We start from the raw sequence: 25,215 nt of genomic DNA, 5'->3' as shown, positions 1-25,215 counted from the left end.
GGAAAAACATTAGCGGGAAGCTTAGTTTTACGCATTGAAACAAATCCGGAGAATATCATGTTTCGGGACCTGGGCGAATATCTGGACTCAATCAAAGCACGGGACCCTGCGCCCAGATCTCGTTGGGAAGTCCTGCTTTATCCCGGAATTGTAGCGGTTGGGATGCATCGCCTTGCCCACTGGCTATTCAAGGGCGAGCTTTATTTCTTTGCACGCTTGATCAATCACATTGCACGTTTTTTCACCGGTATCGATATACATCCGGGGGCGAAAATTGGTCGTCATCTCTTCATCGATCACGGTTTTTCGGTCATCGGCGAAACTGCGGAAATCGGTGACAATGTCACCATTTATCAATGCGTAACTCTGGGCGGTACCAATCCGGCCAACGGTGTCGGCGGAAAACGGCATCCGACTATTGAGGATGATGCAATCATTGGCTCCGGTGCGCAGATATTGGGGCCTCTCACGGTCGGCAAACGGGCCAGAATTGGCGCCAATGCTGTTGTAACCCAAGACGTTCAACCGGGAGCCACAATGGTCGGCGTGCGGGCCAGGCCAACATTGGTGGAGGTCGAGCAATATCAGGAAGAATTTACGCCATATGGCACACCCTGCAGCGAGGTTTTTGATCCTGCCACCCAGAAGCTCGAGATTTTGCAATGCGAGATGGAGCAGTTGCAAAAGCGCATTGCCATTTATGCAGAAGAGCGCGAAAAAGGTAAGAAGAAGGCTTCGGACAGCAAGAGAGATTCTGCTTGAAGCGCACTGATGCATCGAACGTCGCGGAATTTCCGGGACAAAAAAACTCCATCCAGCAGGTCTGTTTCGAACGTAAGGAAATCGACCGCATCCTGAACCTTTATGGCCGTATGGTCGCTGCCGGACACTGGCGAGACTATGCAATCGACATGGGCAAGGATGTGGCGATATTTGCCGCATTCCGACGGGCTGCAGAGCGGCCGCAGATGCGGATTGAAAAGCGACCTGCAGATCGGAACCGGCAGGGCATGTGGTCGCTGCACGGAGAACATGGTCAGATATTGAAACGCGGTCACGATCTGGCGGGTGTTCTGGCGCCGATGGAGCGACGCTTGCTGAAGGCTGTCGAGGGCTAAATCCTGACTTGATTTAAGACGAGCTCATTCTCTCGCCCTGCAACACCGGCTGAGCGCACGTAAAAAAAGTGAAACAAAACTGACAAACAACCGCAATCAAAACATCATAGAGCCGTCCCAGACAGTTACCAATCTGAACAGGGATTCCTTTCATGAAATGCAAGTCACTTCTCGTCGCTGGCATCGCTTTTTCCGCGATAACACCCAGCCAGCTTTCAGCCGCTCCGATTTCCAGTGAAGAGGCCGCGGCATTGCTCGATCGGCTCAATCAGCTCGAACAGGAGGTCGCTAGCCTGCGATCGAAGCTGAGCACTGTTGAAACAGTACAGCAGACCCAGGTCGAGCAAGTCGAGCAGGTCGCCAGCGTCCAAAAGGAAGTTGCAGCAAAAGACAAAACCGTGATCAACTGGAAAGGCGCTCCGGAGATTAAAAGCGAAGACGGATGGAGCTTCAAGCCGCGTGGCCGTGCGTTGTTTGATTTCGCCAATCTTTCTGCACCAGACAGCATCAGCGTTCCGGGCGAAGGTTTCTCCAATGAGGCCCGCCGTGTGCGACTGGGCGTGCAGGGTACGGTGCCGGGCGGCTTCGGTTACAAGATTGAAGCCGATTTCGCTGATGGCGTTGAGCTGACCGATGCCTTGATTGAATATAAATCGGGCAATCTGAAGCTGACCGTTGGCCAGCACAATAATTTCCAGTCACTGGAAGAGCTATCCAGCAGCAATGACACGAGTTTCATTGAACGATCTGCCTTTACTGATGCCTTTGGTTTTGAGCGCAAGGTGGGTATTTCGGCTGAATATAAAGCGGGTGATGTGCTTCTGCAGGGCGGCGTGTTTACGGATAATATTTCCGATCTCGGCGCCGCAAATGACAGTATTGGCTTGGATGGCCGGATCGTGTTCGCGCCAAAGATCGGCAATGCTCAGCTGCACCTTGGTGCATCAGGGCACTGGCGGGATCTCGGCGACAATATTACGACGGTGCGATATCGCCAGCGGCCATTGATCCACAGCGTCAGCACCCGCTTCATCAACACCGGCAACATCGCCGGTGCGACCAGCGAAACCAGCTACGGACTGGAAGCAGCGGTTATTTCCGGTCGCTTCCATGCCAGTGCGGAAACACATTGGGCAAAAGTCAATCGCATGGCGATGCCAAACCCGACTTTCTTTGGTGGTTCCGTGGAAGCAGGCCTGTTTCTGACGGATGACAAAAGGGAATATAAAGGCGGTGTGTTCAAGGGCGTCAAAGTCAAGAACCCGGTCGGCAGCGGCGGGATCGGTGCGGTCCAGTTCAATGTCCGTTATGATCGTCTGGATCTTGTCGATGCCGGAATTATCGGCGGGACTCAAGATGGTTACATGGCTTCGTTGATCTGGACACCGGTCAATCAGGTTCGTTTTCTGCTGAACTATGGCCATCTGGTATATGGTGATGCACTGGGTATCGTTCCTGGCGCGCCAAATAACTATTCCGTGGATGTGTTTGGCGCACGTGCTCAGGTGTCTTTCTGACGCCAGCACTATTTCAACCAAAAAACGAATAAAGGGCCGTGTTTAGCGGCCCTTTTTTTGTCTTCTTCAGATCAGTTCGAATGATCAGGCAGCGTCTGTATCCAGTGCATATCCGGCGGAACGGACGGTTCGAATAATATCCAGACGGCCTTCGGCGTTCAGCGCCTTGCGCAAACGTCTGATATGGACGTCAACCGTTCGTAACTCGATATCACTGTCCTGACCCCAAACACTGTCCAGCAAACGTTCGCGTGAAAAAACCCAATTGGGATGTTCCAGAAAATGCCGCAACAAACGAAACTCGGTGGGACCAAGGGGAATGATATTTCCATCCCGCTTCACTTTGTGGCCAACCGTATCCATTTCCAGATCACCAAAATTCAGTTTTTCTCCTGCAAGGGCAGGGCGCACGCGCCGTAAAACAGCCTTGACCCGTGCGATAAGCTCGCGGGGACTAAACGGTTTGGTGATATAATCATCTGCTCCGGTCTCCAGCCCGCGAATTTTGTCTTCTTCTTCGCCGCGTGCAGTCAGCATGATAATTGGAATATTGGCTGTTTCCGGAGACCTGCGGAGTCTTCTGCAAACTTCTATGCCGGAGAGATTTTCGATCATCCAGTCCAATAGAATAACATCAGGACGGTGTTCCTGCACAAGGAGCAGGGCTTCTTCACCGTCCGCCGTCTGGATGACATCATATTCTTCTTTTTTGAAGTTCCACGACAATAGCTCTGCAAGAGCCGCATCATCTTCAACCAGGAGAAGTTTTGCGTTTTGCATCAGTCTGTCGGATTGTCCTGGGGCTCTTCAAGCAGATCCGTGGGATTGTCTCCGCGATCACGCTCCGGCATCGGTTCGCCTTCCGCAGCAAAATAAACCATTTCTGCTACATTTGTGGCATGATCGCCGATCCGTTCCAGGTTCTTGGCAATGAACAGCAAATGTGCCGCTTCGCCAATATCTTTTGGATTTTCAATCATGTGGGTGATGACGGCACGGAAAATGCTGGTGTAGAAATCATCTACGACCTGATCGCGCTCGCTCACTTCCAGAGCCAACTCCGCATCACGGCGGGCAAATGCCTCCAGCGAATCGCGAACCAGTTCCGAGGCGATTTTTGACATGGATGGCAAAAGGGAAATTGGACCCAGTTTTTTGCCGCCGGTTATCAACGGCACGCGCTTGGCAATGTTTTTGGCGTAATCGCCAATTCGTTCAACCACACCTGAAATCTTGAATGTGGCGATCAATTCCCGCAAATCATCCGCCATCGGCGCGCGCAGTGCAATTGTCTGGAATGTCAGATCGTCAATTTTCTGCTCGAGATCATCGATGATCTTGTCTTCCGCGACAACTTCTGCGGCAAGAGCGAGATCATGCTTTTGCAACGCTTGCATTGCCTTTGCGATGGCCTGCTCGCTGCGGCCGCCAATCTCTGCGACCATGCCCCGCAATTCGTTAATGTCGGTATCAAACGCTTTGACGGTATGTTCCGTGCCGGTATTGGACATTTTTTCGAGTTCCTTCTCTGACAGATGCGGTTAGCCGTAACGCCCTGTAATATAGTCTCTTGTCTTGTCTTGTGTCGGGTTGGTGAAAATGTCTGAAGTTACGCCATATTCAACCAGGGTTCCCAGATGGAAAAAGGCGGTTCTTTGCGAAACGCGCGCGGCTTGCTGCATGTTGTGCGTCACAATGACAATCGCATATTTGCCGCGAATTTCATGAATAAGCTCTTCGATCTTTGCCGTTGCGATCGGATCGAGTGCCGAGCAGGGTTCGTCCATAAGGATGACTTCTGGATCAACAGCAATTGCACGGGCGATGCAAAGACGTTGTTGCTGGCCGCCTGACAGGGCCGTCCCGCTATCTTGCAGCCGGTCTTTGACCTCGCCCCATAAGCCGGCGCGCTGTAATGAACTTTCAACTATACCGTCCAGCTCGTCCTTGCCCGATGCAAGGCCGTGAATTTTCGGGCCATAGGCAATATTGTCATAGATGGATTTCGGAAACGGATTTGGTTTCTGGAAGACCATGCCGACCCGGGCACGCAATTGCACTACATCCATTTGCGGGGCGTAAATATCTTCGCCTTCCAGGGTGATGTCACCGGTCACTTTCGCGATCGGAATGGTATCATTCATGCGATTCAAGCAACGCAGGAAAGTCGATTTTCCGCATCCGGAAGGCCCGATAAACGCCGTGACATTATCCATGTTCACATCAATGGAAACACCGTTGATTGCCTGTTTTTCGCCGTAAAACACATCAACATTGCGTGTCGTCATTTTGGGCGGCCCTTCACCGGCACTGATCGAAGGAAGGTTGCTGTCGTTCATTGTCGCGCTTTCAATCGGAGGTTCACTGGTTTGCACATCGTTCATATCGTCTTCTACCACCGTGTTTCAAATCGGTTGCGCAGATATATCGCTACGGCGTTCATTGTCAGCAGGAACACAAGTAGCATAATTATTGCTGCAGATGTTTTTTCCACAAATCCGCGATTTACTTCATCGGACCACAGGAAAATCTGCACGGGAAGGACCGTTGCCGGATCGGCAATGCCGCTTGGCGGGGTGGCGATAAATGCGCGCATACCGATCATCAAAAGCGGGGCGGTTTCGCCGAGCGCACGCGCCATTCCGATAATTGTACCGGTCAATATCCCGGGCAAAGCAAGTGGCAGGACATGATGGAAGACCACCTGTACCGGGCTGGCGCCAATGCCGAGAGCGGCTTCGCGGATTGAAGGAGGAACAGATTTCACGGCGTTACGACCTGAGATGACAATGACAGGCATCGTCATCAGGGCGAGTGTCAGTCCGCCCACTAGCGCCGCTGATCTGGGTAGGCCGAACAGATTGAGAAATACCGCAAGTCCGAGCAATCCGAAAATGATGGAAGGAACTGCCGCGAGGTTGTTGATCGATACTTCGATCATATCTGTATAACGGTTTTTCGGTGCGTATTCCTCGAGATACAGCGCCGCCAGAACGCCAACCGGGAAGGCCAGCGCCAAGGTAATCATCATCGTGATCAGGGAGCCCTTCAGGGCACCCCAGATGCCGACCTGCATCGGATCCGTTGCATCCGAATTCACAAGAAAATTGCTGTTGAAACCAGTGCTCAGCTGATCGCCCAGCTCGGCAACCATGCCTTCTGCCTGCGGATTGCCGTCGCCCTTGTAAGCGACATCCAGTTCGGATTCGACGGGCAGCGACAAGGTGACTTTTCCCTCAACAATCTCTGGATTGCTTAGAATAGCGGAGTTGACGGTTTGCCAGGCGCCGCCAGAGAATAATTCTGTCCCTTCATTGCCGTATTGTATCTCGATGCTGGCGGTAACCAGATCCCGAACGGCTAGGGTTCGTAAATTGGCAACGGCATTGGGGCCTTCGAACTGGCTCGCCGAAACGCCGCCCGTCAGTGCCGGAAAGTCCATTTCCACAGGCAATTCGGTCTGGGTAAATCCGCGCAAACCATTGCCGACCATGACGAACAGCAAAAATGCCAGAAAGCCGGCAGACAATATTATCGCTCCAAGACCGAGAGCCTTGAACCGGCTTTCCGCTGCATAGCGCTTCTTGATGCGTTTTTGCATGGCCTCGCCTTGCCAATCAGTTGGCTGACGTTTCTCCGTCGGGGCAGTCAGATTATTCATAAGCTTCCCGATATTTTTTAACGACCCTGAGCGCGATCAGGTTGAGCAACAACGTAACAATGAACAGCACCAGACCCAGAGCAAATGCAGCCAGTGTTTTGGGACTGTCAAATTCCTGATCACCGGTAAGTAACTGGACAATTTGTGTTGTGACGGTGGTAACGCTGGAAAACGGGTTGGCGGTCATGTTTGCAGCCAGGCCAGCGGCCATCACAACAATCATGGTTTCGCCAATCGCGCGGCTTACCGCGAGCAGGACACCACCAACAACCCCGGGCAGTGCCGCGGGGATGAGAACCTTCTTGATTGTTTCACTTTTGGTTGCGCCCATTGCCAGTGACCCGTCGCGCATGGCGCTTGGAACCGCTGCAATGCTGTCATCAGCCATCGATGATACAAACGGAATTATCATGATGCCCATGACGACGCCGGCTGCCAGTGCGGATTCTGAAGACGCACTGGTGATGCCAATTGACACGGCAAAATCGCGGAGGGCGGGAGCGACGGTGAGAGCTGCGAAATAGCCGTAAACAACCGTCGGAACACCCGCCAGAATTTCCAGAATCGGTTTCATCCAGAGCCGGAATTTCGCCGGTGCATATTGGGTGAGATAGATCGCGCTCATCAGGCCCAGCGGGATAGCCACGATCATGGCAATGATCGCTCCGATGAAAACCGTGCCCCAGAACAAGGGAATTGCACCAAAGCCTGTCTCACCCCTTGGTCCCGCGACTGCTTTCGGGTTCCACTCTGTACCAAATAAAAAGTCGATCGGCGAAACCATGGAAAAGAAGCGGGCCGATTCGAAAATCAGCGAAACAAAAATACCGACCGTGGTGATCGTCGCGATCAACGAGGCCAGCAACAGCGCCATCATGGTGACGCGCTCGATTTTCGTTCGGGCCCGCAAATCGGGCTTCAAACGCAACCAGGCAAAGGCTCCACATGAGAACACGAGCAACAAAGCGGCGATCATCCCGAGCGTCTGATAATAGGAAATTGCGGTGCGATATGGTTCGACCATTGTCTTTGACAGAGGGTTGAACGCAGCTGTCTGACTACCCTGTGCTATGGATCTGGCTTCAGAGAGAATGGAACCTCGGGCAAAACTGTCTGTTGGCAGTTGCGCCGCTGCAGGGCTGGACAACGCGGCATCGGTTATCATTCCAGGGGTAACCACGTTCCAAATGATCATGAAGATGGTAGCCGGAAGCACAGCCCACAGTGCTACATACCACCCATGATAGCCGGGGAGGGAGTGCACAGCATTTTTGGAACTGTCGGCTTTTACAAAACTGGCAGCTTTGGCTTTGCCAAAAAACCACCCGACGGCTCCCAGGATTGCGATGAGCAGGATGAGAATGGTGCCAGTCACGATTGAATAAAATACCTTTGAAGAATCTGATAGGCCGGAATCATCCTAGAGAATGATTCCGGCCTATCTAATATCTATTTCAATTCTGTGCCAGTCAGAACTGGAAGATTCGCAGTCGCTTCTGTCATCGTTGCGCGAACATCATCCGGCGACGAGATCAGGCCCGCTTTAATCAGATATCCGTCCTTGCCACCGGCATTGATAAATTCGGCAAGATATTCCTGTAGCCCCGGAATTACGCCAACATGCTGCTTTTTGGCGTAGATATAAAGAGGCCGGGCACCGGGATAATCACCAGATGCGATGGCGTCATATGTTGGCTCGGTACCGGAAACTGAAATACCGCGAACGCTGTCGAGATTTTCTTCCAGGAAGCTGTATCCGAAAATGCCAACACTATTTGGGTTGGCTTTCAGTTTCTGAACGATCAGATTGTCGTTTTCACCGGCATCGATATACGCACCATCGGCACGAACATCATGGCAAATTGCGTCATAGCCATCCTCGTCCGTTTCTTTCAGCGCCTTGGTAGCAGCATCGGTTTTGCAGCCAACTTCCATGATGAGCTCGGTCAACGCATCTCGTGTGCCTGACGTGGATGGCGGTCCATAGACGCTGATCGCGACGGAGGGCAGGGCGCTGTCAATGTCGGACCAGTTTTTGGTTTCGTTTTTCTTGCCATAAGGATTTTCCGCGATGGCTTCGTAAACCTGTTTGGGCGTAAGTGTGATTGACGGTCCATCGTTGGCCTGCGCAATCGCAATTCCGTCGATGCCGATCTGCAATTCTACAACTTCGGTGACGCCATTGGTTTTGCACATTTCAAATTCGCTCGCCTTCATCCGGCGGGACGCGTTCGATATGTCAGGGGTTTCGGCGCCAACGCCGGCACAAAAAAGTTTCATGCCGCCGCCCGTGCCGGTCGATTCCAATATGGGTGAACTGTTCGTGCCGTCTGAACTAAACTGTTCCGCAACGGCCTTGGCAAAAGGAAAGACGGTTGAGGATCCAACAATGCGGATTTCACCGCGGCTGCCGCCCTGGCCGCCAGATGCCTGATCCTGACAGGCTGCAAGTGCGAGTGTTGATACCGCCAAAAGTGCGATTTTCTTAAACATAATCAAGTCCCCGTAAAATATGGAAAGAGAAAACTCCCGACGAAGAATCATTGCTGCTTGCTCGCCGTTTCGGAGCTTTGAATAGGCCTTCGCAATGTCTGGACGATTACAGATTTGTTACAGATTTGTTACGCCTGAATCCGAACTGGATTTTCCCGGTTGCGCAAGAGTTTCAGACTTGATCACCGGCAGGAAGATACAAACTCGGGTGCCGATGCCCTGTTCGCTTGTGATCTCCATCCTGCCCCCGTGTCTTTCGGTGATATGTTTGACAATCGCCAGTCCAAGACCTGTTCCGCCGATGGCTTTGCTTCTGCCCTTGTCCACCCGGTAAAATCGCTCGGTCAATCGGGGAATGTGATCAGCGGGAATCCCGTCACCCTTGTCGATGACGTTGAGCCGCAACATCGATCCCGATCGACTCAACTCTACACGCACTGTGACAGCTTCTCCCTTGCCACCATATTTATAAGCATTGCTGACCAGATTATGGAGCAGCTGGGACAATTGCGAACTGTCGCCTTTGATCATCGGCATATTCGCAGGCAACAAGACCTGAAAATCCTTTTCCGTTCGACCCCGGCTATCAAGGTAAAAATCCTTCACATCCGTGATCAATTTTTCCAGATCTACAGGTTCCTCGGGCAATTGATATTTTTCCGCTTCGATGCGGGACAGTGACATTAAATCTTCGACAAGCCTCTGCATGCGATCGGCTTCATCATACATGATCTTGAGAAATCGGCTGCGAGTGTCGTCATCTTTACCGGCTGCCGGATCTTCCAGCGTTTCCAGAAACCCCTTTATCGCCGCCAGCGGAGTGCGCAGTTCATGGCTTGCATTTGCCACGAAATCCGTCCGCATGCGATCCGCAGCGTAGCGACTGCTCTGATCGGAAAGCTGAACCAGCTTCAGGCCATCGTCAAGGCCATGAATCCGCAATTCCCATCGTTGATCGGCACTCCCGACACCGACGAGCAAAATCGGTTCGCCGCTATGCTGGGCATTGGGATTGGCCAGCCGGTCGGCGGCGGCAGGATGACGGATCGCAACTCTGACGTCCTCTCCAATGATGTGATTGCCCAGTACGGCCTCGGCGGCGGGATTGGCGGCAGCCACCTTGGCGTTCCGAACAAGCAATATCGGGTCGGTAATCGGATTGATTATGTCCTGATAGGCTTCCGCACGGCCTTGATAGAGAATCTGGCGTTTTTGCCGTTCAATTTGAGATGGATCCGGAACAGGTTCTTTGGTTGGTTGCAATGCGATAATGGCGAGCGCCACGCCGCCCATGACGGTCATCACCAGGATTTCGGCCAAAGTCCCTGATGTCCGGCTTGCCAGCACCGCCCCGGCCATAATCAGCGATAACGCGAGAAAAAATCGAAAAGGAGAAATTTTGTCCGCCTGAAATTCGGGAAAATAGGATATTTCTGCGTTGCTTTTACGCCCGAAAGGATGGCTTCGGCAATCACCTTTTCAAGGCACGCGATATCCCGGGCCAGATGTTAACGGTTTTCGGGCATTTGTCCCGATTGTGGACGCCGGTTTTTGGATTGCAGTGTTTTCTCGCAATTTCAGAATTTTGCATTTATATCGCTGGTTAAAGAGGACTTTGAAGCAAGATGGCCGACAAAAAGACAGATTCTGCACGTGAGACCGCCGTTGAAAACACGGCGAGCGATGCTGCTATTGTGACCCGTCGCCGCGCATTGATGATGGGGGCGGTGACTGCATCTGCCATTGTCAGCATCAAACCCGCACTGGCGCAGACCGCCGGATCTGTTTTGAACTGTGAGATACCAATTCCGGGAAATCATGCCGCAGGCGGCTATATTGCTCCAGATGGCAAAGTCGTTTCTCCAGACACACCGGGCGCGTTTCCGCCGGCTTATGACAGTTTCACCGGAGAAGAAGTCAAACGCGCTATGAACGGTCGCCGTCTTCCAGGCACGTCATCTGAGCAATCAAAAGCCTATGTGAACTATGTTCGCCGGTTACAGTCGGGGCAGAGCGGGTTTACCTGCTACGCTTCCTTGCAAATGCCGCGCTAGGCCTGCTCGAAAAATACCCGTTTCTCTAGCGAAAGTTAAGATTCTCGTGCTAACGGTCTAGCCGGTCAGAAATGACGCGACTTGATCGGGGCGGAATATCACCAAAATGCGCGCAATTTACAGGATAACGACCCCGGATGCGTTGATCGTACGGCCGCTCGACAGCATGACCGCCATCTTTCAGAAATCATCGGGCATGACGCATATTGTCGCGGATCCTGTTCCGGCAATTGTTGACGTCATGGCGGACGACGCCCTCGAAATATCCCAGGTCGTGGGAAGACTGACTGATCAATATGATATTGAAGATGGTGATGATGCCGAAAATATCGTTGCTGCCCGATTGGAAGAATTGTGCCAGCTGGGGCTTGCGGATCGCGTGTCAGTGACGTGAGTAAACTGCACCAAATCCATATTTCCGTCGGACCGGCGCGCTATCGAATTGTTTCGGCCTGGAAAGAGTTGCTCGGCGAGCTGCAGCATCTCTATCGGGATTATCCGGAACATTCGGATCATTACGCTGATTTTACGGTCAGGCTGGAACCATCCAGACCGTGGCGACAATTTATCCGTCCTTCCGTGCATATTTCTGGCGACTACTGGCTGCCGGATGCGGCTCCGCTGCCGCTGAACCAGGGCCTGCTGGCTGCAGAAATGGGAATGAACCTGCAAATGGCACTGGGCTGGCGTCATCATTTGCTGTTGCACGCGAGCAGCGTTGAGAAAGATGGTCGTGTATTGCTGATGACCGGATTGTCAGGCTCTGGAAAATCGACACTTTCAGCAATGCTGGGGGAAAAAGGATGGCGATTCATGGGAGATGAATTCGCGCTCTTGTGCCCGGAAACCGGCATGGTGCATCCGTTCCCACGTCTGATTAGCCTCAAGAATGCAGCCATTCCGGCGATGGAAAATATCGTTTCTTCGGAACGGTTCGGACCGCTGCTGAAAGAAACGCCAAAAGGCGACATACGTCATCTTGTACCGCCCAAGAACGCAATCAAGGGCATGATGGAAACTGCAAAACCGAAATTGCTGCTTTTTCCGCGTTTCGGATATGATTCCGCCATCAGAGATATGGGCAAGAGCGAGATTTTCGTCCGTCTTACCCAAGCATCCACCAACTATGTCGCACTGGGAGAGCGGGGCTTTCGAGCGCTGACGAATTTTGTTGATACTGTTCCAACCAAAGCGATGGACTATCAGTCCGGTGAAGAGGCCGAGGCATTGATTACGCAGTTATGGGATGAAACCTCATGATGCGAAATGCGATGCCTCTGGTGGAAGCCTTGCGCAACCCGGAAACAGTGCATGCCCTGGATAGCGCTGGCTGGACCGATCTGATCAGCATTGCGCGAGCAGAATCTCTGATCGGAAGTCTGGCGCACAGATTGCAGGATGTCGACGTCCCCGAGCAGGTAAATCCTGTTTTGAAAGACGCAATTGAGGCGCATGAGCTGGCCCGCCAGCAAGCATTGTGGGAAGCGGATTGTGCGCGGCGGGCGCTGGCGGGGCTGGATTGCAGGACCGTCCTGATGAAGGGCACTGCCTATGTCGCGGCTGATCTGCAAGCGGGAGTCGGACGCAGTATTGGTGATCTGGATATCATGGTGGCACGCGACAAACTGCCGCAAGTTGAAAATGCGCTGCTGGATGCGGGATGGGAATGGGTAAAGCCAGACCCTTATGACGATCACTATTATCGCGAGCACATGCACGAGCTGCCGCCGCTGATCCACCGCGATCGCGACCGAATGATTGATGTGCATCATACGACCTTGCCACTGACCGCGCGGCCAACGCCGGATGCGCAGGCGATGCTGGATGACGCGGTGAAGCTGGATAACGGCCTTTATGTGATGTCCCCGGCTGACATGCTTCTGCACAGCATCGCGCATCTTTTCGCGGATGGTGATCTTGCAGGTGGTCTCAGGAACCTGTGGGATATTGATCGCCTCGTTCGCGAATTTGCAGATGCAGAGCAGGAATTCTGGGTCAATCTGGGGATGCGCGCGAAAATCCATGGACTGCTGCCGCATCTGGCTCGTGCGTTGCGATTGGCGGAACTGTTATATGATACGCCGGTCTCTAAAAATCATGCAGGGCAGAGTCGGCTTTCTGACAATCTCTATGCCCGCCGCCTGTTGGCCCGCGATGGCTATGGTCGGGAAACGCGCAAGATCACGCGGCAGGCATTCTACATTCGCTCACACTGGCTGCGGATGCCGCCGCTGATGCTTGCAAACCATCTGTGGACGAAATGGCGCAAAGGCGGCGCGGGTCCGCGATGAGCCGGGAAACGTGCTGGAATAACTTATCTGCCCATGGCATGGGGCAAGGGAAATTTGGAATCGGGATTCAACTATGACTGACCGCCCTTTGGCCGCGATAATTCTCGCCGCAGGACAAGGCACACGGATGAAATCGGAATTGCACAAGGTTCTGCATCCGATAGCCGGAAAACCGATGCTGCATCACTTGCTGGATACGGTTGATTCCATTGGTGTCGAGCGGACCGTGGTCGTCGTGGGCGCGCGGCGTGAGCAGATTGAAGCGAGTGTCGCGGACCGAAATGTCGATATCGCCGTGCAGGAAGATCAACTGGGTACAGGGCATGCGGTGGCGCAGGCACTTGATGCGCTAAAGGGCTTTGCGGGCGATGTTCTGATTCTTTACGGCGATGTTCCGATGGTCAGCGCCGAAACCATGCAGGCGATGATCTATCGCCTGAACAATGGAACCGAACCGCGTGCGGTTGTGCTGGGCTTTCGTCCCGATGACGCGGGGGCCTATGGCCGGATCATTGCTGATGATCAGGGTGAAATTGAAAAAATGGTGGAGTTCAAGGACGCCAGTGACGCAGAACGCGCAGTAAACCTGTGCAATAGTGGCCTCATGGCGGTGCGCTCCACAGACCTGTTCATCCTGCTCGACCAGATCAGCAACGATAATGCTGCGGGCGAATATTATCTGCCGGATATCGTGATGCTGGACGGGCAGAAGAGCGCCGTGATCGAAGTCGATGACCCGGCGGAAGTGGCCGGCGTAAACAGCCGCGCCGAATTGGCAGCTGTCGAAGGCGAATGGCAGCAACGTCGCCGTGCACAGGCCATGGCTGACGGCGTGACCCTGATCGCGCCTGAAACCGTATGGTTTTCTAGTGATACAGCCGTTTCTTCAGATGTTGTGATAGAACCGAACGTGATATTTGGCTCGGGTGTCTCCATCGCCAGCGGGGCGTTGATCAAAGGGCATAGCCATATTGAAGGCGCGAGCATCGGGCCCGACACCAGCGTCGGCCCATTCGCACGTCTGCGCCCTGGCGCCGTGCTCGAAGAAGGCGCGAAGATCGGCAATTTTGTCGAAATGAAGAAAGCGACCCTGGGCAGGGGCGCAAAGGCCAGCCATCTGACTTATCTCGGCGATGCCGAAGTGGGTGAGGGCGCCAATATCGGTGCGGGCACGATCACCTGCAATTATGATGGCTACTTCAAGTACAAGACGAAGATCGGCAAAGGTGCCTTCATCGGCAGCAACAGCGCGCTGGTGGCCCCGGTAACGATTGGCGATGGCGCGATTGTGGGCGCTGGAGCGACGGTGACAAAAGATGTGGCCGCCGGTGATCTGGCTTTGGTGCGACCCGAGCAGACAGCGAAAGAGGGCTGGGCAGACCGGTTTAACAAGGTGAGTGCGAAGAAGAAGGCCGGGAAGTGAAACGGAAAAACGTGCCTAGCCTTAACGAGCTTCGCAAAATCGGATGGGCGTGTTGGGATCCTCTCGATTTGAAGCATTTTTTGGATCATGAGTTAGTTAATCCTCCGGTTGGCGAATATGATACTTACCTCCTCAAGGCGGCCGGGATGTTGATCAACGGGGATTCGAGAGAAAATGCCGCAAACTATTTGCAGAACATCATTACTGAGCAAATGGGTCTTGAGTCCGATGAAGTCGACCTGAATGCGACACGCGAAACTGTCGATGGCATAGGCGAATACATTCAATTGCTATAGGCGCTACGCTTGACATGATATCATGATATGATATCACCATATCATGACTCGCATACTTGCAGACCTGTCCGAAGAAGATGTGCAATGGCTCGACGCGCAAGCGGTGGAGCAGGGCAAGTCGCGGGCGCAGCTTTTGCGGGAGGCGGTGGCGGCATTCAAGGCGGATGCATCCAGGCAGGGCATCGAGAAATATTTCGGTATCTGGCGCGACCGGCGGGATAAAAATGATCCGGTCGAGTGGCAGCGCCGGGAACGCGCGTCGTGGACACGGCCCTGGGATCCCGACTATTGGGACGTCCGCAAGGAATTTCCCGATCTGTTTGACGCCAATGACGACCGCGAGGCCGAGCGATATCGCCGGAAAGATGCCTGATGAACGAGGCAGTCTTCGATTCCAACATCCTGTTTGATGCGCTCAACGATATTGGCCGCGCCAGTGTCGAGCTGCAGCGCTATGACCGCCGCTATATCAGCCGGCTGACCTGGGTGGAAGTTTTGACCAAGGCGCTGCCCGATGATGGCGACCGCGCCGAGGATTTTCTGTCCTATTTCAACGTCATTGAAGTGAACGAGGAAATTGGCCGGCGCGCGGCTTTGTTGCGCAGTGATCGTCGGCGGCTCAAGACAATGGATGCCGTGATACTGGCGTCTGCCCAATTGACCGGACGTATCCTGATAACCCGAAATACACGTGATTTTCCGGCGGAAATGCCGGGCATACGCATACCCTATACCCTTTAGAAGAAAGCCTCGAACCTATGTGCGGAATTATTGGAATTGTTGGCAAGGAAGCCGTGTCGGATCGTCTCGTGGATGGCCTGAAGCGCATGGAATATCGCGGCTATGACAGTGCAGGCGTGTGTACGGTAGAAAATGGCCAGCTGATCCGCCGCCGGGCGGAAGGAAAGCTGGTCAATCTCGTCAATGTGCTGAAGACCGATGATGCAGCGGGCAATATTGGAATTGCCCATACCCGCTGGGCAACCCATGGCGCGCCGACAACTTCCAATGCGCATCCGCACGCGACGGGCGAAGTGGCGCTGGTCCACAACGGCATTATCGAGAATTTCAAGCCGCTGCGTGATGGGCTGGTCAAGCGCGGGCGCACATTCGAGAGCGAAACCGATACTGAAGTTGTAGCGCATTTGATTAGCGAGCAGGTGGAATCCGGCCAATCTCCCGAAGAAGCCGTGAAAACGGTGCTGCCCCAACTCCGCGGCGCATTTGCGCTGGCGATTGCTTTTAGGTCTCATCCCGGCTTGCTGATCGGTGCGCGCCTGGGATCGCCTTTGGTGGTTGGTTATGGCGAAGGTGAAACTTTTCTGGGCTCAGACGCGCTGGCGCTGGCGCCGCTGACCCAGCAGATTGCCTATCTCGAAGAAGGCGACTGGGTTGTCATTACCCGTGAAGATGCGCGAATATTCGATAAGGATAACAGCCGGGTCGAGCGGGAAGTTACGACGTCCGGTGTATCCGCAGCCACAATCGAAAAAGGGCAATATCGCCACTACATGCAGAAAGAGATTTTTGAACAACCCACCGTGGTTGCCCAAACCCTGCAGAGTTATATCCGTCCGCTCGAACAGCAAATAGCATTGCCGCAAATGGATTTTGATCTGAAGGATATCAAGCGGATCACCATCGTCGCTTGCGGCACCAGCTATTATGCAGGAATGGTTGCCAAATACTGGTGTGAGACATTTGCCCGCGTGCCTGTTGATCTCGATTTTGCCTCTGAATTTCGTTACCGGGAACCCGTGTTCGAACCGGGCGGGCTGGCCCTTTTCATTTCGCAATCCGGCGAGACTGCAGACACTTTGGCGGCGTTGCGGCATTGCAAGGAAAACGAGCAGAAAATCGCTGTGGTGGTCAACGTCCCGACCAGTTCCATGGCCCGCGAAGCGGACCTGCTGCTGCCCACCCATGCAGGACCGGAAATTGGCGTGGCATCGACCAAGGCTTTCTCTTGTCAGCTAGCTGTTCTGGCCGCGCTTGCTGCACATCTCGCGGTTGTCAAAGGACAAATGACCCGGGATGAAGAACGGGATGTGGTTGAACATCTGACCGAAGCACCGGCTGCACTCAATGCCGCGCTCGCACATGATGACGATATTGCTGACATGGCGCATCTGGTCGCACCGGCCCGCGACGTACTCTATCTCGGCCGCGGTCCTGACTATCCGCTGGCGCTCGAAGGCGCGCTGAAGCTTAAGGAAATCAGCTATATTCATGCCGAAGGCTATGCTTCGGGCGAAATGAAGCACGGGCCGATTGCCTTGATTGACGAAGCGGTTCCCGTGATTGTTCTGGCACCATCCGGACCGTTATTCGAAAAGACGGTATCCAACATGCAGGAAGTGCGCGCACGCGGCGGGAAAATCGTTCTGATCTCTGACGCGGACGGACTGGCCGAAGCGGGTGAAGGTTGCATGGCAACCATTGAAATGCCAAAGGTTCATCCGCTGATCGCTCCCCTGGTTTATGCGGTCCCCGTGCAATTGCTCGCCTATCATGTTGCGGTCGCCAAGGGGACAGATGTCGATCAGCCGCGCAATCTTGCGAAGAGTGTTACGGTCGAGTAGCGTCGCCCCTTGCAAAGGGGAACGAATTTGTCCGAGCGAAAGTTAAAGCAATGGCTTGATGCTGGCCTGATCGACGCGACAACCCATCAAAAGATATCGGACTATGAAACCGAGCATGCGCGGCCGCTCGGGTTGTGGGCGATCATCGGACTCGGTGCGCTGGCGATTGGATTGGGCGTAATTTCTGTCGTTGCGGCGAACTGGGATGATATCCCCGCTTATGTACGTTTAGGTATTCATTCGCTGCTGATCGTCGGGCTGGCTGTCTGGATTTACTTGCAGCCGCCCCGGCCTGACACTTTCGGGCTCTACCTCAAGGACGTCGCTTTGTTTGTTTGGGCAGTATTGGGACTGACCTTTTTCGGACATCTTGGGCAGGTTTATCAAACCAGTTCACCCCTCTGGCAGCCCTTGCTTGCCTGGCTTCTTCTGTTCGGTCCGATAGTATTGCTGATCGGCCGTGGCTGGCTGGTATCGCTGATGATAATGGCGGGGCTCGTTGGCACCGGACTGGAGTATCTAAACTGGTACACCCGGCAAATGGACAGTCCATCTGCACTTGTCATTGCGCTTGTTACCAGTATCCCGGTCTTCGCCATGGTTGCGGCGATATTTATGCGCAACCTTAATCAAGAGCGGGATGCGTTCTGGAAGCAGATTGCACAGATTTCTCTGCTCCTGTTTACAGCGGGAGTAACGTTCAAGTTGATTGTTGAAGGGTTTGGAACTTCGTCGTTCTTTTCCTCGGGCGATAGTGATGGCCACATTGCGGCCGTACATGCGGCGATATGGGGCATCGGTGCAGGGGCCGTGATATGGTTCAGTAGAGCGCGCCGCGAACAGGGCATTGCAGGAATATTGGTTATTGGCGGGCTGGCAAGTTTTATGAGCAGCCTGTTGCCGTCATCAAGCAGCTTGCTGGCCGGGATAATATTCATAACTTTCTGGGCCGCCATTGGCGGGATTTCCATCTATGCAGGCTGGCGCAAAGTTTTCCAGGCTGCGGTTGCCATTGTCGCGTTGCGGCTCATCATACTCAGCTTTGAATTGGCAACAGATTTGCTGGCGAGCGGCGTCGGATTGATTATGGCAGGCGTAATTACCATTGGCGTGGCAGTCGCTGCCTATCGTTTCTCCAGGGCCTTTGCACCGACAAGCAATGCGGAACAATCGGGAGATGAAGGATGACGAGTTACAAAGCCTTCCTGGTGCCGGCATTGCTGGTGCTGCCGATAGCCGGCCTCGGGTATAGCTGGATCACGACTGAGATTGAATCGCATCAGGGTGTTGAATGGGATGTCCCCATTGCAGGCTATGATCCGCGAGACCTGTTGCGCGGACATTATGTGCAATTTAGATATGACTGGCCGGGTCTGGATGAAGAAGAGGATGGTTTAGTCTCGCGCTATAATGGCTCGCAAATTTGTATCCATGGCAAGGCGCCGACCATTGCCCGTGTTACAAAACTGGATGAATATGCCGAGGATTACGAGAAACAGGTTTCGTCTTGCGATGCTATTGTCAAATATAACCCGTGGAGCGAAGAAGGCACGGACGGTTTGAACAATGACAGGCTCTTTCTGTCGCAGCAGAAAGCTGCCGAATATCAAAAGAAGCTGACCAATCAAAAGCTTCAGGCTTCTGCCCGAATTCGAATCAATAACAGCAATTTCATGATACCAATCGACATCAGTTTTCACCCTGTTGTCGATGAGGAACCAACAGGAGATCAGGATAGCAATGAGCAATAACACCCCCTTTGTTTCTGTCGAAACCGCCGATGGAAAATTCCAGCAGACGATCAAAGTTGGAAATCACGAATTTCTGGGTGATGAACCCATCTCGTTCGGGGGCATGGACAGCGGGCCTTCGCCTTATGATTTCCTGCTGGCATCTCTGGGCAGTTGCACGTCGATGACGATCAAGATGTATGCGGATCGCAAGGGTATTCCCCTGGAGGCGGTCCACATTGAGCTCGAGCATTCACGCGATCACGTGGAGGATTGCAGCACCTGCAGCAATGACGATAACCGGATTGATGTTATCGATCGCGCAATCACGCTGACAGGAGACCTTTCGGATGAACAGCGTGGCAAGCTGATGGAAATTGCCGATAAATGCCCTGTTCACCGAACACTGGAAAACAGGATCGACATTCACAGCACCGAAGTCCGGTGAGCGAAGCGATTTCTGTATCGGGTGGGTGTCACTGCGGTGCTGTGCGCTTCTCAATTAGCGCAGAGAAGTCGCCGGAATTGTTCGACTGTAACTGCTCCATCTGCGCCCGAACCGGATTTTTGCATCTGATCGTCCCGCACGAAAAGTTTACTTTGCTCTCCGGGCGCGACACGCAGACCAGCTATCAATTTGGCAGCAAGCAGGCAGATCATCTGTTTTGCGCTCAGTGCGGGGTCAAAAGCTTCTACCAACCGCGCTCGCATCCGGACAGCTGGAGCGTCAACTATAACTGCCTCGATGCCGGTCATGGGCTGGAACCCGTCATCACCCGGTTTGACGGGCAGAATTGGGAAAAGGCAAAAGCGCATCTCAATGCTACGATTGACGGACCATCGCAGCGAGGCGTATAGGCATGACTGCTAGAGAAGGGCGGCCAATCGGGTCGCCTTTTCTGTTTGCGAAACACTGCCAGACTTTGGCAAACTCAAGGAACAAGATGATGACGATTACACCGCTTATGCCCGTTTATCCCCGGTGTGGTTTTCGTCCCGTGCGAGGTGAGGGCGCCTGGCTCATTTCCGAAGATGGCAGTCGTGCGCTCGATTTCGCCAGTGGCATCGCCGTGAATCTGCTGGGTCACGGCCATCCCCATCTGACCAAGGCCATTCAGGAGCAGGCGGCAACGCTGATGCACGTGTCCAATCTCTACGGCAGCCCGCAAGGTGAAGTGTTTGCCCAACGGCTTGTTGATACAACTTTTGCCGACACGGTGTTCTTTACCAATTCCGGTGCCGAAGCCGTTGAATGCGCGATCAAGGCGGCGCGTGTTTATCACCAGTCACAAGGCAGTGACCGGTTCGAGATAATCACGTTCAAAAACGCATTTCACGGTCGGACCATGGCGACCATTTCCGCGTCCAATCAGGAAAAGATGCATCACGGTTTCTCGCCGCTGCTGAACGGTTTTAAATATGTCGATTTCGACGATCTCGAAGGTGCGAAAGCGGCGATCAGCGACAAGACCGCAGCATTTCTGGTTGAACCGATCCAGGGTGAAGGCGGTGTGCGTCCGGCTTCTGACGAATTTATGAAAGGTCTGCGCGCGCTGGCCGATGAACATGGCATTTTGCTGGTTCTTGACGAAGTGCAGTGCGGCGTGGCTCGAACCGGCCAACTCTATGCGCATGAGCTCTACGACATTACGCCGGACATCATGGCGAGCGCCAAGGGCATTGGCGGAGGTTTTCCGTTTGGGGCATGTCTGGCCACAGAAGAAGCCGCTCGCGGCATGGTAGTCGGCACGCATGGTTCGACTTATGGCGGCAACCCGCTGGCGATGGCCGCCGGCAACGCTGTCTGGGATGTCGTCGCCAATGACGAGTTTTTGGAAAATGTGCGTAATACGGGCGACAAGCTACGCGCTGCGATCGAGCAGTTTATCGGCAATTATCCCAACCTGTTCACGGGTATCAGAGGCAAAGGTCTGATGCTGGGCATCACCATGACCCAGGAAACCCGTTCCTTCGTGGCGCATTTGCGCGATAATCATGGTCTGCTGACGGTGGCTGCGGGAGACAACACATTGCGGATATTGCCGCCGCTCAACATTGACGAAAGCCATATTGCGACTTTCATCGAAAAACTGTCCGCTGGCGCAGCCGACTATCAGGCACCTGCGTCATGACCCGGCATTTTCTGAACCTCACCGACGCGGGTGGTAATGCTGTTGCGGCCATGATCAACGACGCGATCGATCGCAAGGAAGCACGCAAGGAATGGCCCAAGGGCAAATCCGATGCAGATGCTCCGCTGGCTGGCCACGTGCTGGCGATGATCTTTGAAAAAAGCAGCACCCGGACCCGTGTATCCTTCGATGTTGCGATCCGGCAACTGGGCGGTACCAGTATCGTCATGGACAGTGGTTCGATGCAATTGGGGCGTGGCGAAACCGTCGCAGACACGGCCAGGGTTCTGTCGCGCATGTGTGATGCAATCATGATCCGAACCGACGATCATGCCAAAATCGAGGAACTTGCTGCCAATGCGACCGTTCCGGTGATCAACGGTCTGACTGACCTGTCGCACCCGTGCCAGATTGTCGCCGATCTGTTGACGCTGGTGGAGCACGGGAAAGCATTGCCGGGCCTCGAGCTTGCTTATCTGGGAGACGGAAACAATGTGACGAATAGCCTGATCGAAGCTGCCGGCCTGATGAAGTTCAACGTCCGGATAGGTTGCCCGGAAGGTTATGATCCAGGCTCTTCATTTATTGCGGATGCGCAGGCCGCGGGCGTGAATATCACGACCTGCCGTGATGAAAAGGAAGCGGTTGCGGGCGCGGACATTGTCGTCACCGATACCTGGGTGTCAATGGGTCAGGAGCACGTGCACAACAAGATGGCGGCGATGATGCCTTATCAAGTCAATGACGTGTTGATGGAGCACGCGAAACCAGATGCACTTTTCCTCCACTGCCTGCCTGCTCATCGCGGGGAAGAAGTCATGCCCTCTGTGATTGACGGGCCGCAATCGGTGGTCTGGGACGAGGCGGAAAACCGGATTCATGCACAGAAGTCGATCCTGCGCTGGGTATTCGAACAGATCTGATGGCAGAAGTTTCGCTTATTGACCGGAACCTTTCCTTCTCCATTCCCGCCAAACATTGTCGGGGCAGGGCGGTCCGACTGGGGCCTGTGCTCGATGACATATTGATCGCACATAACTACCCGCCACAAATCCGGACGATATTGGCTGAAGCTGTTTGTCTGACAGCTTTGCTGGGCGCGTTGCTGAAGCATGAAGATGCGAAGCTAACGTTGCAGGCTCAAACGGAAAGCGGCGTAATCAGTCTGCTGGCTTGCGACTATCGGGACGGCGGTTTGCGGGGCTATGTTCAGTTTGATTCCGAGCGCCTGGTCCAGCAGCCTCTGGAGCCCAGCTTGATGGCATTGTTTGGTAAAGGATATCTGGCGATTACATTTGATTTGCCGGAGCCACAGGGGCGCAGTCAGGGCATTGTCCCGCTGGAGGGCGAGAGCCTGACCGCTGCGGTACAGAATTACTTTACCCAGTCCGAGCAACTGCCAACCCTGGTGCGCGTTGCGATATCAGATGATGGTGAAAATGTGACGGCGGGCGGACTGCTGGTTCAGCATCTCCCTGAAGGCGAAGAAGGTCGGGAAAGATTGCATGTGCGGATGGATCATCCGGAATGGGAACATGTTGAAGTCATGGGCGGAAGTGTCAAATCTGCCGAACTGACCGACAAGCTACTGCCGCTGGAAGATTTGCTATGGCGCTTGTTCAGCGAGAGCGATGAAGTGAGAGTTATGAGCGGTAAACCGTGCATTAAGGCTTGTCGTTGTAGTGATGATCATATTCGGGAGGTAATCGCAAGATTTCCCAAGGAAGATAAAGAGGAAATGATAGGGGAAGACGGCGCGATATCGATTGATTGTGCATTTTGCAGCAAGAAGTTCAGTATTTCGGCGGCAAGCCTGAATAACTAGGATTCGGCGAATAAAATGGTGCAAAGATCGATTTGACTGTCCAATCTGTCCAATCAAAAGCCGCAATTGAGCGCGATAACGGCCACATTCTTCGATTATCATCTTTTTGAAACAAGAATTGAGTAGCAACGAAACCAAGGAGACCCGGCACATGAAAGGCGTAACACTGTTAAAGACGATCAGCAGCACCGCTGCCGTTCTCCTGACTTTTGCTGTCAGTGCCCCGGCTCAGGCGCCGGAACTGGGTCTGCTGGATGGATTACAAAAAGGTCAATGGACCCTGAAACCTCGCGGTTCTGCGGGGGAAGGCCAGAAAGTCTGTCTGGGAGACCCCAAGGTTCTCTTGCAAATCCGGCATCGTGAAGAAAGCTGTTCGCGCTATGTCATTCAGGACACTCCGGGAAGTATCCGTGTCAGCTATAAATGCGGCGGTGCTGACCATGGCGTGACGACGATAAGGCGCGAATCAAGCCAGCTGGTGCAGATTCAGTCACAGGGTATCAAAGGAAATGCGCCTTTTTCATTTTCGGTCGAAGCGCGTCGCACGGGTTCCTGCTGATTTTCCGGCATTAAGAAATTTTTAGCCCTGTTTCTGCTAATTGGTAATCATCGTGCTCCGGCATGATTCCTCTCTAAACGGCTTGAACTAGAAGCCTGACTGGGTCGCCTTTCTTCAGAAACGCGACCCTATTTTTTTGCAAATCAGCTGTAATACTTGCTTGTCACCCGGAAGATCATTAGCGGGACCGACAATGAAACACGGTGAAAAAACAGCAATCGTTCTTTTGTCGGGCGGCCTGGACTCCATGGTCGCAGCAGCAATTGCGCGTGAACGGGGTTTCGAGATTGTCGCCCTCACGGTGGACTATAACCAGCGCCACAAGATTGAATTGCAGTCCGCAAAGCAGATTGCATCCAGACTGGATGTTGGCGAGCATATCATATTGCCGCTCGACCTTAGCCGCTTCGGTGGTTCTGCGCTGACGGATGATATTGCCGTTCCGAAATCAGGTGTGAGCGATGGTGGCAATGATATTCCGGTAACTTATGTTCCGGCACGCAATCTGATTTTCCTGTCTCTCACATTGGGACTGGCCGAGGCTCGCAATGCCCGGGACATTTTCATTGGTGTGAACGCTCTGGATTATTCGGGCTATCCGGATTGCCGACCGGAATTTATTGAAGGGTTTGAACGTCTCGCCGATCTGGCGACCAAGGCGGGAGACGAGGGGAATGGATTTACCATTCAAACGCCTCTGCAGTTTATGACAAAGGCAGATATTGCCAAAGAAGCAGCGCGTTTGAATATCGACCCGGCGCTGAGCTGGTCCTGCTATGATCCCGCAGATGGAAATCTGCATTGCGGCCTGTGTGACAGTTGCCGGTTGCGACAAAAGGGGTTTGAAGAAGCAGGAATGACCGATCCGACCAGATATCTGGAAAAACCATGAGCTATGCGGTCAAGGAAATGTTCCTGACTTTGCAAGGGGAGGGCGTGAAAAGTGGTCGACGGGCAGTGTTCACAAGATTTGCAGGCTGTAATCTATGGTCGGGTCTTGAAAAAGATCGGGCCACGGCAATCTGTCAGTTTTGCGATACGGACTTCGTCGGATTGGATGGCGAAGGCGGTGGCCGCTTTCAGACCGCGCAAGAACTGACTTCAGCAGCCGTTGCCGAATGGGGAGCAGACACGAATAATCGCTTCATCGTTTTGACCGGCGGAGAACCCATGTTGCAGGTCGACGATGATCTTATCAATGCCCTGCATGACGCCGGTTTTGAAATTGCCATCGAGTCGAATGGAACGCTGCCCGTTCCCCGGACAATTGACTGGATATGCATCAGTCCGAAAGCGGGTAGCGAAACCGTTCAGCGCTCCGGCGATGAGCTCAAACTGGTCTGGCCGCAACCCAATAGCGCTTGGCAGGAAATGGAAAACTGGGATTTTCCCAATTTGCTGGTCCAGCCCATGGATGCGCGGAGAGACGACGATGAAAGCGCGCAAAACCTTGAGGCTGCCATTTCATTTGTGCAGGATCACCCCAACTGGCGACTATCTCTGCAAACCCACAAAATTCTGGGACTTGCCTGAC

29 protein-coding genes are annotated in these 25,215 nt (G+C 53.6%); 22 read left to right on the top strand and 7 right to left on the bottom strand.

Annotation, left to right across the window (positions count from 1 at the left end):
* Nucleotides 1–57 precede the first annotated feature (57 nt).
* From epsC to ABJI30_RS14325, 3 genes are all read left to right on the top strand, one after another.
* Nucleotides 58–762, top strand: a complete 705-nt coding sequence (gene epsC, locus ABJI30_RS14335; protein ID WP_348017367.1) for a serine O-acetyltransferase EpsC — start codon at nucleotides 58–60, stop codon at nucleotides 760–762.
* Complete coding sequence (locus ABJI30_RS14330; protein WP_348017366.1) at nucleotides 759–1,118, top strand: DUF2794 domain-containing protein; 360 nt, start codon at nucleotides 759–761, stop codon at nucleotides 1,116–1,118. Before epsC ends, ABJI30_RS14330 begins: the two co-directional genes overlap by 4 nt.
* 152 nt (nucleotides 1,119–1,270) lie before the next feature.
* Nucleotides 1,271–2,635, top strand: a complete 1,365-nt coding sequence (locus ABJI30_RS14325) for a porin (RefSeq protein WP_348017365.1) — start codon at nucleotides 1,271–1,273, stop codon at nucleotides 2,633–2,635.
* A gap of 84 nt (nucleotides 2,636–2,719) precedes the next feature.
* On the opposite strand, the gene phoB is transcribed toward ABJI30_RS14325, so the two are convergent.
* From phoB to ABJI30_RS14290, 7 genes are all read right to left on the bottom strand, one after another.
* Nucleotides 2,720–3,415 (bottom strand): phosphate regulon transcriptional regulator PhoB, encoded by a 696-nt coding sequence (gene phoB / locus ABJI30_RS14320; RefSeq protein ID WP_348017364.1) that lies wholly within the window; start codon nucleotides 3,413–3,415, stop codon nucleotides 2,720–2,722.
* Nucleotides 3,415–4,146 carry a phosphate signaling complex protein PhoU gene (gene phoU / locus ABJI30_RS14315; RefSeq protein WP_348017363.1) on the bottom strand — a complete coding sequence of 244 codons (732 nt, stop codon included), beginning with the start codon at nucleotides 4,144–4,146 and terminating at the stop codon, nucleotides 3,415–3,417. Before phoU ends, phoB begins: the two co-directional genes overlap by 1 nt.
* 30 nt (nucleotides 4,147–4,176) lie before the next feature.
* Nucleotides 4,177–4,974, bottom strand: a complete 798-nt coding sequence (pstB, locus tag ABJI30_RS14310; RefSeq protein WP_348017833.1) for a phosphate ABC transporter ATP-binding protein PstB — start codon at nucleotides 4,972–4,974, stop codon at nucleotides 4,177–4,179.
* A gap of 53 nt (nucleotides 4,975–5,027) precedes the next feature.
* Entirely contained in the window at nucleotides 5,028–6,296 is a 1,269-nt protein-coding gene (gene pstA, locus ABJI30_RS14305; protein WP_348017362.1) for a phosphate ABC transporter permease PstA, read from the bottom strand.
* The gene (gene pstC, locus ABJI30_RS14300; protein WP_348017361.1) at nucleotides 6,289–7,671 is read right to left on the bottom strand and encodes a phosphate ABC transporter permease subunit PstC; all 1,383 of its coding nucleotides are present in this window, start codon (nucleotides 7,669–7,671) and stop codon (nucleotides 6,289–6,291) included. Before pstC ends, pstA begins: the two co-directional genes overlap by 8 nt.
* Nucleotides 7,672–7,745: 74 nt before the next feature.
* Nucleotides 7,746–8,789: a substrate-binding domain-containing protein gene (locus ABJI30_RS14295; protein ID WP_348017360.1), complete on the bottom strand. Its 1,044-nt coding sequence runs from the start codon at nucleotides 8,787–8,789 to the stop codon at nucleotides 7,746–7,748.
* Between the two features lie 117 nt (nucleotides 8,790–8,906).
* Complete coding sequence (locus tag ABJI30_RS14290; protein WP_348017359.1) at nucleotides 8,907–10,109, bottom strand: ATP-binding protein; 1,203 nt, start codon at nucleotides 10,107–10,109, stop codon at nucleotides 8,907–8,909.
* Between the two features lie 305 nt (nucleotides 10,110–10,414).
* Between ABJI30_RS14290 and ABJI30_RS14285 the strand changes: the two genes are divergently transcribed.
* The 19 genes from ABJI30_RS14285 (at nucleotide 10,415) to queE (ending at nucleotide 25,214) form a co-directional block, all read left to right on the top strand.
* Nucleotides 10,415–10,843, top strand: a complete 429-nt coding sequence (locus ABJI30_RS14285) for a hypothetical protein (protein WP_348017358.1) — start codon at nucleotides 10,415–10,417, stop codon at nucleotides 10,841–10,843.
* Nucleotides 10,844–10,949: 106 nt separating this feature from the next.
* On the top strand, nucleotides 10,950–11,237 hold the full coding sequence (locus tag ABJI30_RS14280; RefSeq protein ID WP_348017357.1) for an HPr-rel-A system PqqD family peptide chaperone: 288 nt from the start codon (nucleotides 10,950–10,952) through the stop codon (nucleotides 11,235–11,237).
* Nucleotides 11,234–12,103: an HprK-related kinase A gene (locus ABJI30_RS14275; protein ID WP_348017356.1), complete on the top strand. Its 870-nt coding sequence runs from the start codon at nucleotides 11,234–11,236 to the stop codon at nucleotides 12,101–12,103. Before ABJI30_RS14280 ends, ABJI30_RS14275 begins: the two co-directional genes overlap by 4 nt.
* A complete protein-coding gene (locus ABJI30_RS14270) occupies nucleotides 12,103–13,134 on the top strand; it encodes a nucleotidyltransferase family protein (protein ID WP_348017832.1) in 1,032 nt (343 codons plus the stop codon). The genes ABJI30_RS14275 and ABJI30_RS14270 overlap by 1 nt, the downstream gene beginning before the upstream one ends.
* Nucleotides 13,135–13,207: 73 nt before the next feature.
* The gene (glmU, locus tag ABJI30_RS14265; RefSeq protein WP_348017355.1) at nucleotides 13,208–14,557 is read left to right on the top strand and encodes a bifunctional UDP-N-acetylglucosamine diphosphorylase/glucosamine-1-phosphate N-acetyltransferase GlmU; all 1,350 of its coding nucleotides are present in this window, start codon (nucleotides 13,208–13,210) and stop codon (nucleotides 14,555–14,557) included.
* A complete protein-coding gene (locus tag ABJI30_RS14260; protein WP_348017354.1) occupies nucleotides 14,554–14,853 on the top strand; it encodes a hypothetical protein in 300 nt (99 codons plus the stop codon). The genes glmU and ABJI30_RS14260 overlap by 4 nt, the downstream gene beginning before the upstream one ends.
* Nucleotides 14,854–14,896: 43 nt before the next feature.
* Complete coding sequence (locus ABJI30_RS14255) at nucleotides 14,897–15,226, top strand: CopG family transcriptional regulator (RefSeq protein WP_348017353.1); 330 nt, start codon at nucleotides 14,897–14,899, stop codon at nucleotides 15,224–15,226.
* Complete coding sequence (locus ABJI30_RS14250; RefSeq protein ID WP_348017352.1) at nucleotides 15,226–15,594, top strand: type II toxin-antitoxin system VapC family toxin; 369 nt, start codon at nucleotides 15,226–15,228, stop codon at nucleotides 15,592–15,594. Before ABJI30_RS14255 ends, ABJI30_RS14250 begins: the two co-directional genes overlap by 1 nt.
* 17 nt (nucleotides 15,595–15,611) lie before the next feature.
* Nucleotides 15,612–17,435 (top strand): glutamine--fructose-6-phosphate transaminase (isomerizing), encoded by a 1,824-nt coding sequence (gene glmS, locus ABJI30_RS14245; protein ID WP_348017351.1) that lies wholly within the window; start codon nucleotides 15,612–15,614, stop codon nucleotides 17,433–17,435.
* 27 nt (nucleotides 17,436–17,462) lie between these two features.
* Complete coding sequence (locus ABJI30_RS14240; protein ID WP_348017350.1) at nucleotides 17,463–18,623, top strand: DUF2157 domain-containing protein; 1,161 nt, start codon at nucleotides 17,463–17,465, stop codon at nucleotides 18,621–18,623.
* Nucleotides 18,620–19,186, top strand: coding sequence for a GDYXXLXY domain-containing protein (locus tag ABJI30_RS14235; RefSeq protein ID WP_348017349.1), 567 nt, complete (start codon nucleotides 18,620–18,622; stop codon nucleotides 19,184–19,186). Before ABJI30_RS14240 ends, ABJI30_RS14235 begins: the two co-directional genes overlap by 4 nt.
* Nucleotides 19,176–19,613, top strand: a complete 438-nt coding sequence (locus ABJI30_RS14230; protein WP_348017348.1) for an OsmC family protein — start codon at nucleotides 19,176–19,178, stop codon at nucleotides 19,611–19,613. The genes ABJI30_RS14235 and ABJI30_RS14230 overlap by 11 nt, the downstream gene beginning before the upstream one ends.
* Nucleotides 19,610–20,023: a GFA family protein gene (locus ABJI30_RS14225; RefSeq protein WP_348017347.1), complete on the top strand. Its 414-nt coding sequence runs from the start codon at nucleotides 19,610–19,612 to the stop codon at nucleotides 20,021–20,023. The genes ABJI30_RS14230 and ABJI30_RS14225 overlap by 4 nt, the downstream gene beginning before the upstream one ends.
* An 89-nt stretch (nucleotides 20,024–20,112) precedes the next feature.
* Nucleotides 20,113–21,297 carry an aspartate aminotransferase family protein gene (locus ABJI30_RS14220; protein WP_348017831.1) on the top strand — a complete coding sequence of 395 codons (1,185 nt, stop codon included), beginning with the start codon at nucleotides 20,113–20,115 and terminating at the stop codon, nucleotides 21,295–21,297.
* A complete protein-coding gene (gene argF, locus ABJI30_RS14215) occupies nucleotides 21,294–22,220 on the top strand; it encodes an ornithine carbamoyltransferase (RefSeq protein ID WP_348017346.1) in 927 nt (308 codons plus the stop codon). Before ABJI30_RS14220 ends, argF begins: the two co-directional genes overlap by 4 nt.
* Nucleotides 22,220–23,122 (top strand): Hsp33 family molecular chaperone HslO, encoded by a 903-nt coding sequence (locus ABJI30_RS14210; RefSeq protein ID WP_348017345.1) that lies wholly within the window; start codon nucleotides 22,220–22,222, stop codon nucleotides 23,120–23,122. The genes argF and ABJI30_RS14210 overlap by 1 nt, the downstream gene beginning before the upstream one ends.
* 151 nt (nucleotides 23,123–23,273) lie before the next feature.
* A complete protein-coding gene (locus ABJI30_RS14205; RefSeq protein ID WP_348025454.1) occupies nucleotides 23,274–23,681 on the top strand; it encodes a hypothetical protein in 408 nt (135 codons plus the stop codon).
* A gap of 193 nt (nucleotides 23,682–23,874) precedes the next feature.
* Complete coding sequence (gene queC / locus ABJI30_RS14200; RefSeq protein ID WP_348017343.1) at nucleotides 23,875–24,573, top strand: 7-cyano-7-deazaguanine synthase QueC; 699 nt, start codon at nucleotides 23,875–23,877, stop codon at nucleotides 24,571–24,573.
* The gene (queE, locus tag ABJI30_RS14195; RefSeq protein WP_348017342.1) at nucleotides 24,570–25,214 is read left to right on the top strand and encodes a 7-carboxy-7-deazaguanine synthase; all 645 of its coding nucleotides are present in this window, start codon (nucleotides 24,570–24,572) and stop codon (nucleotides 25,212–25,214) included. Before queC ends, queE begins: the two co-directional genes overlap by 4 nt.
* Nucleotide 25,215: the final 1 nt, after the last annotated feature.

This window comes from Parasphingorhabdus sp., assembly GCF_039968395.1.
In the GTDB taxonomy this organism is placed as follows: Bacteria; Pseudomonadota; Alphaproteobacteria; order Sphingomonadales; family Sphingomonadaceae; genus Parasphingorhabdus.
The sequence above is the reverse complement of the archived record's forward strand: the minus strand, read 5'-3'. Positions and strand labels throughout refer to the sequence as shown.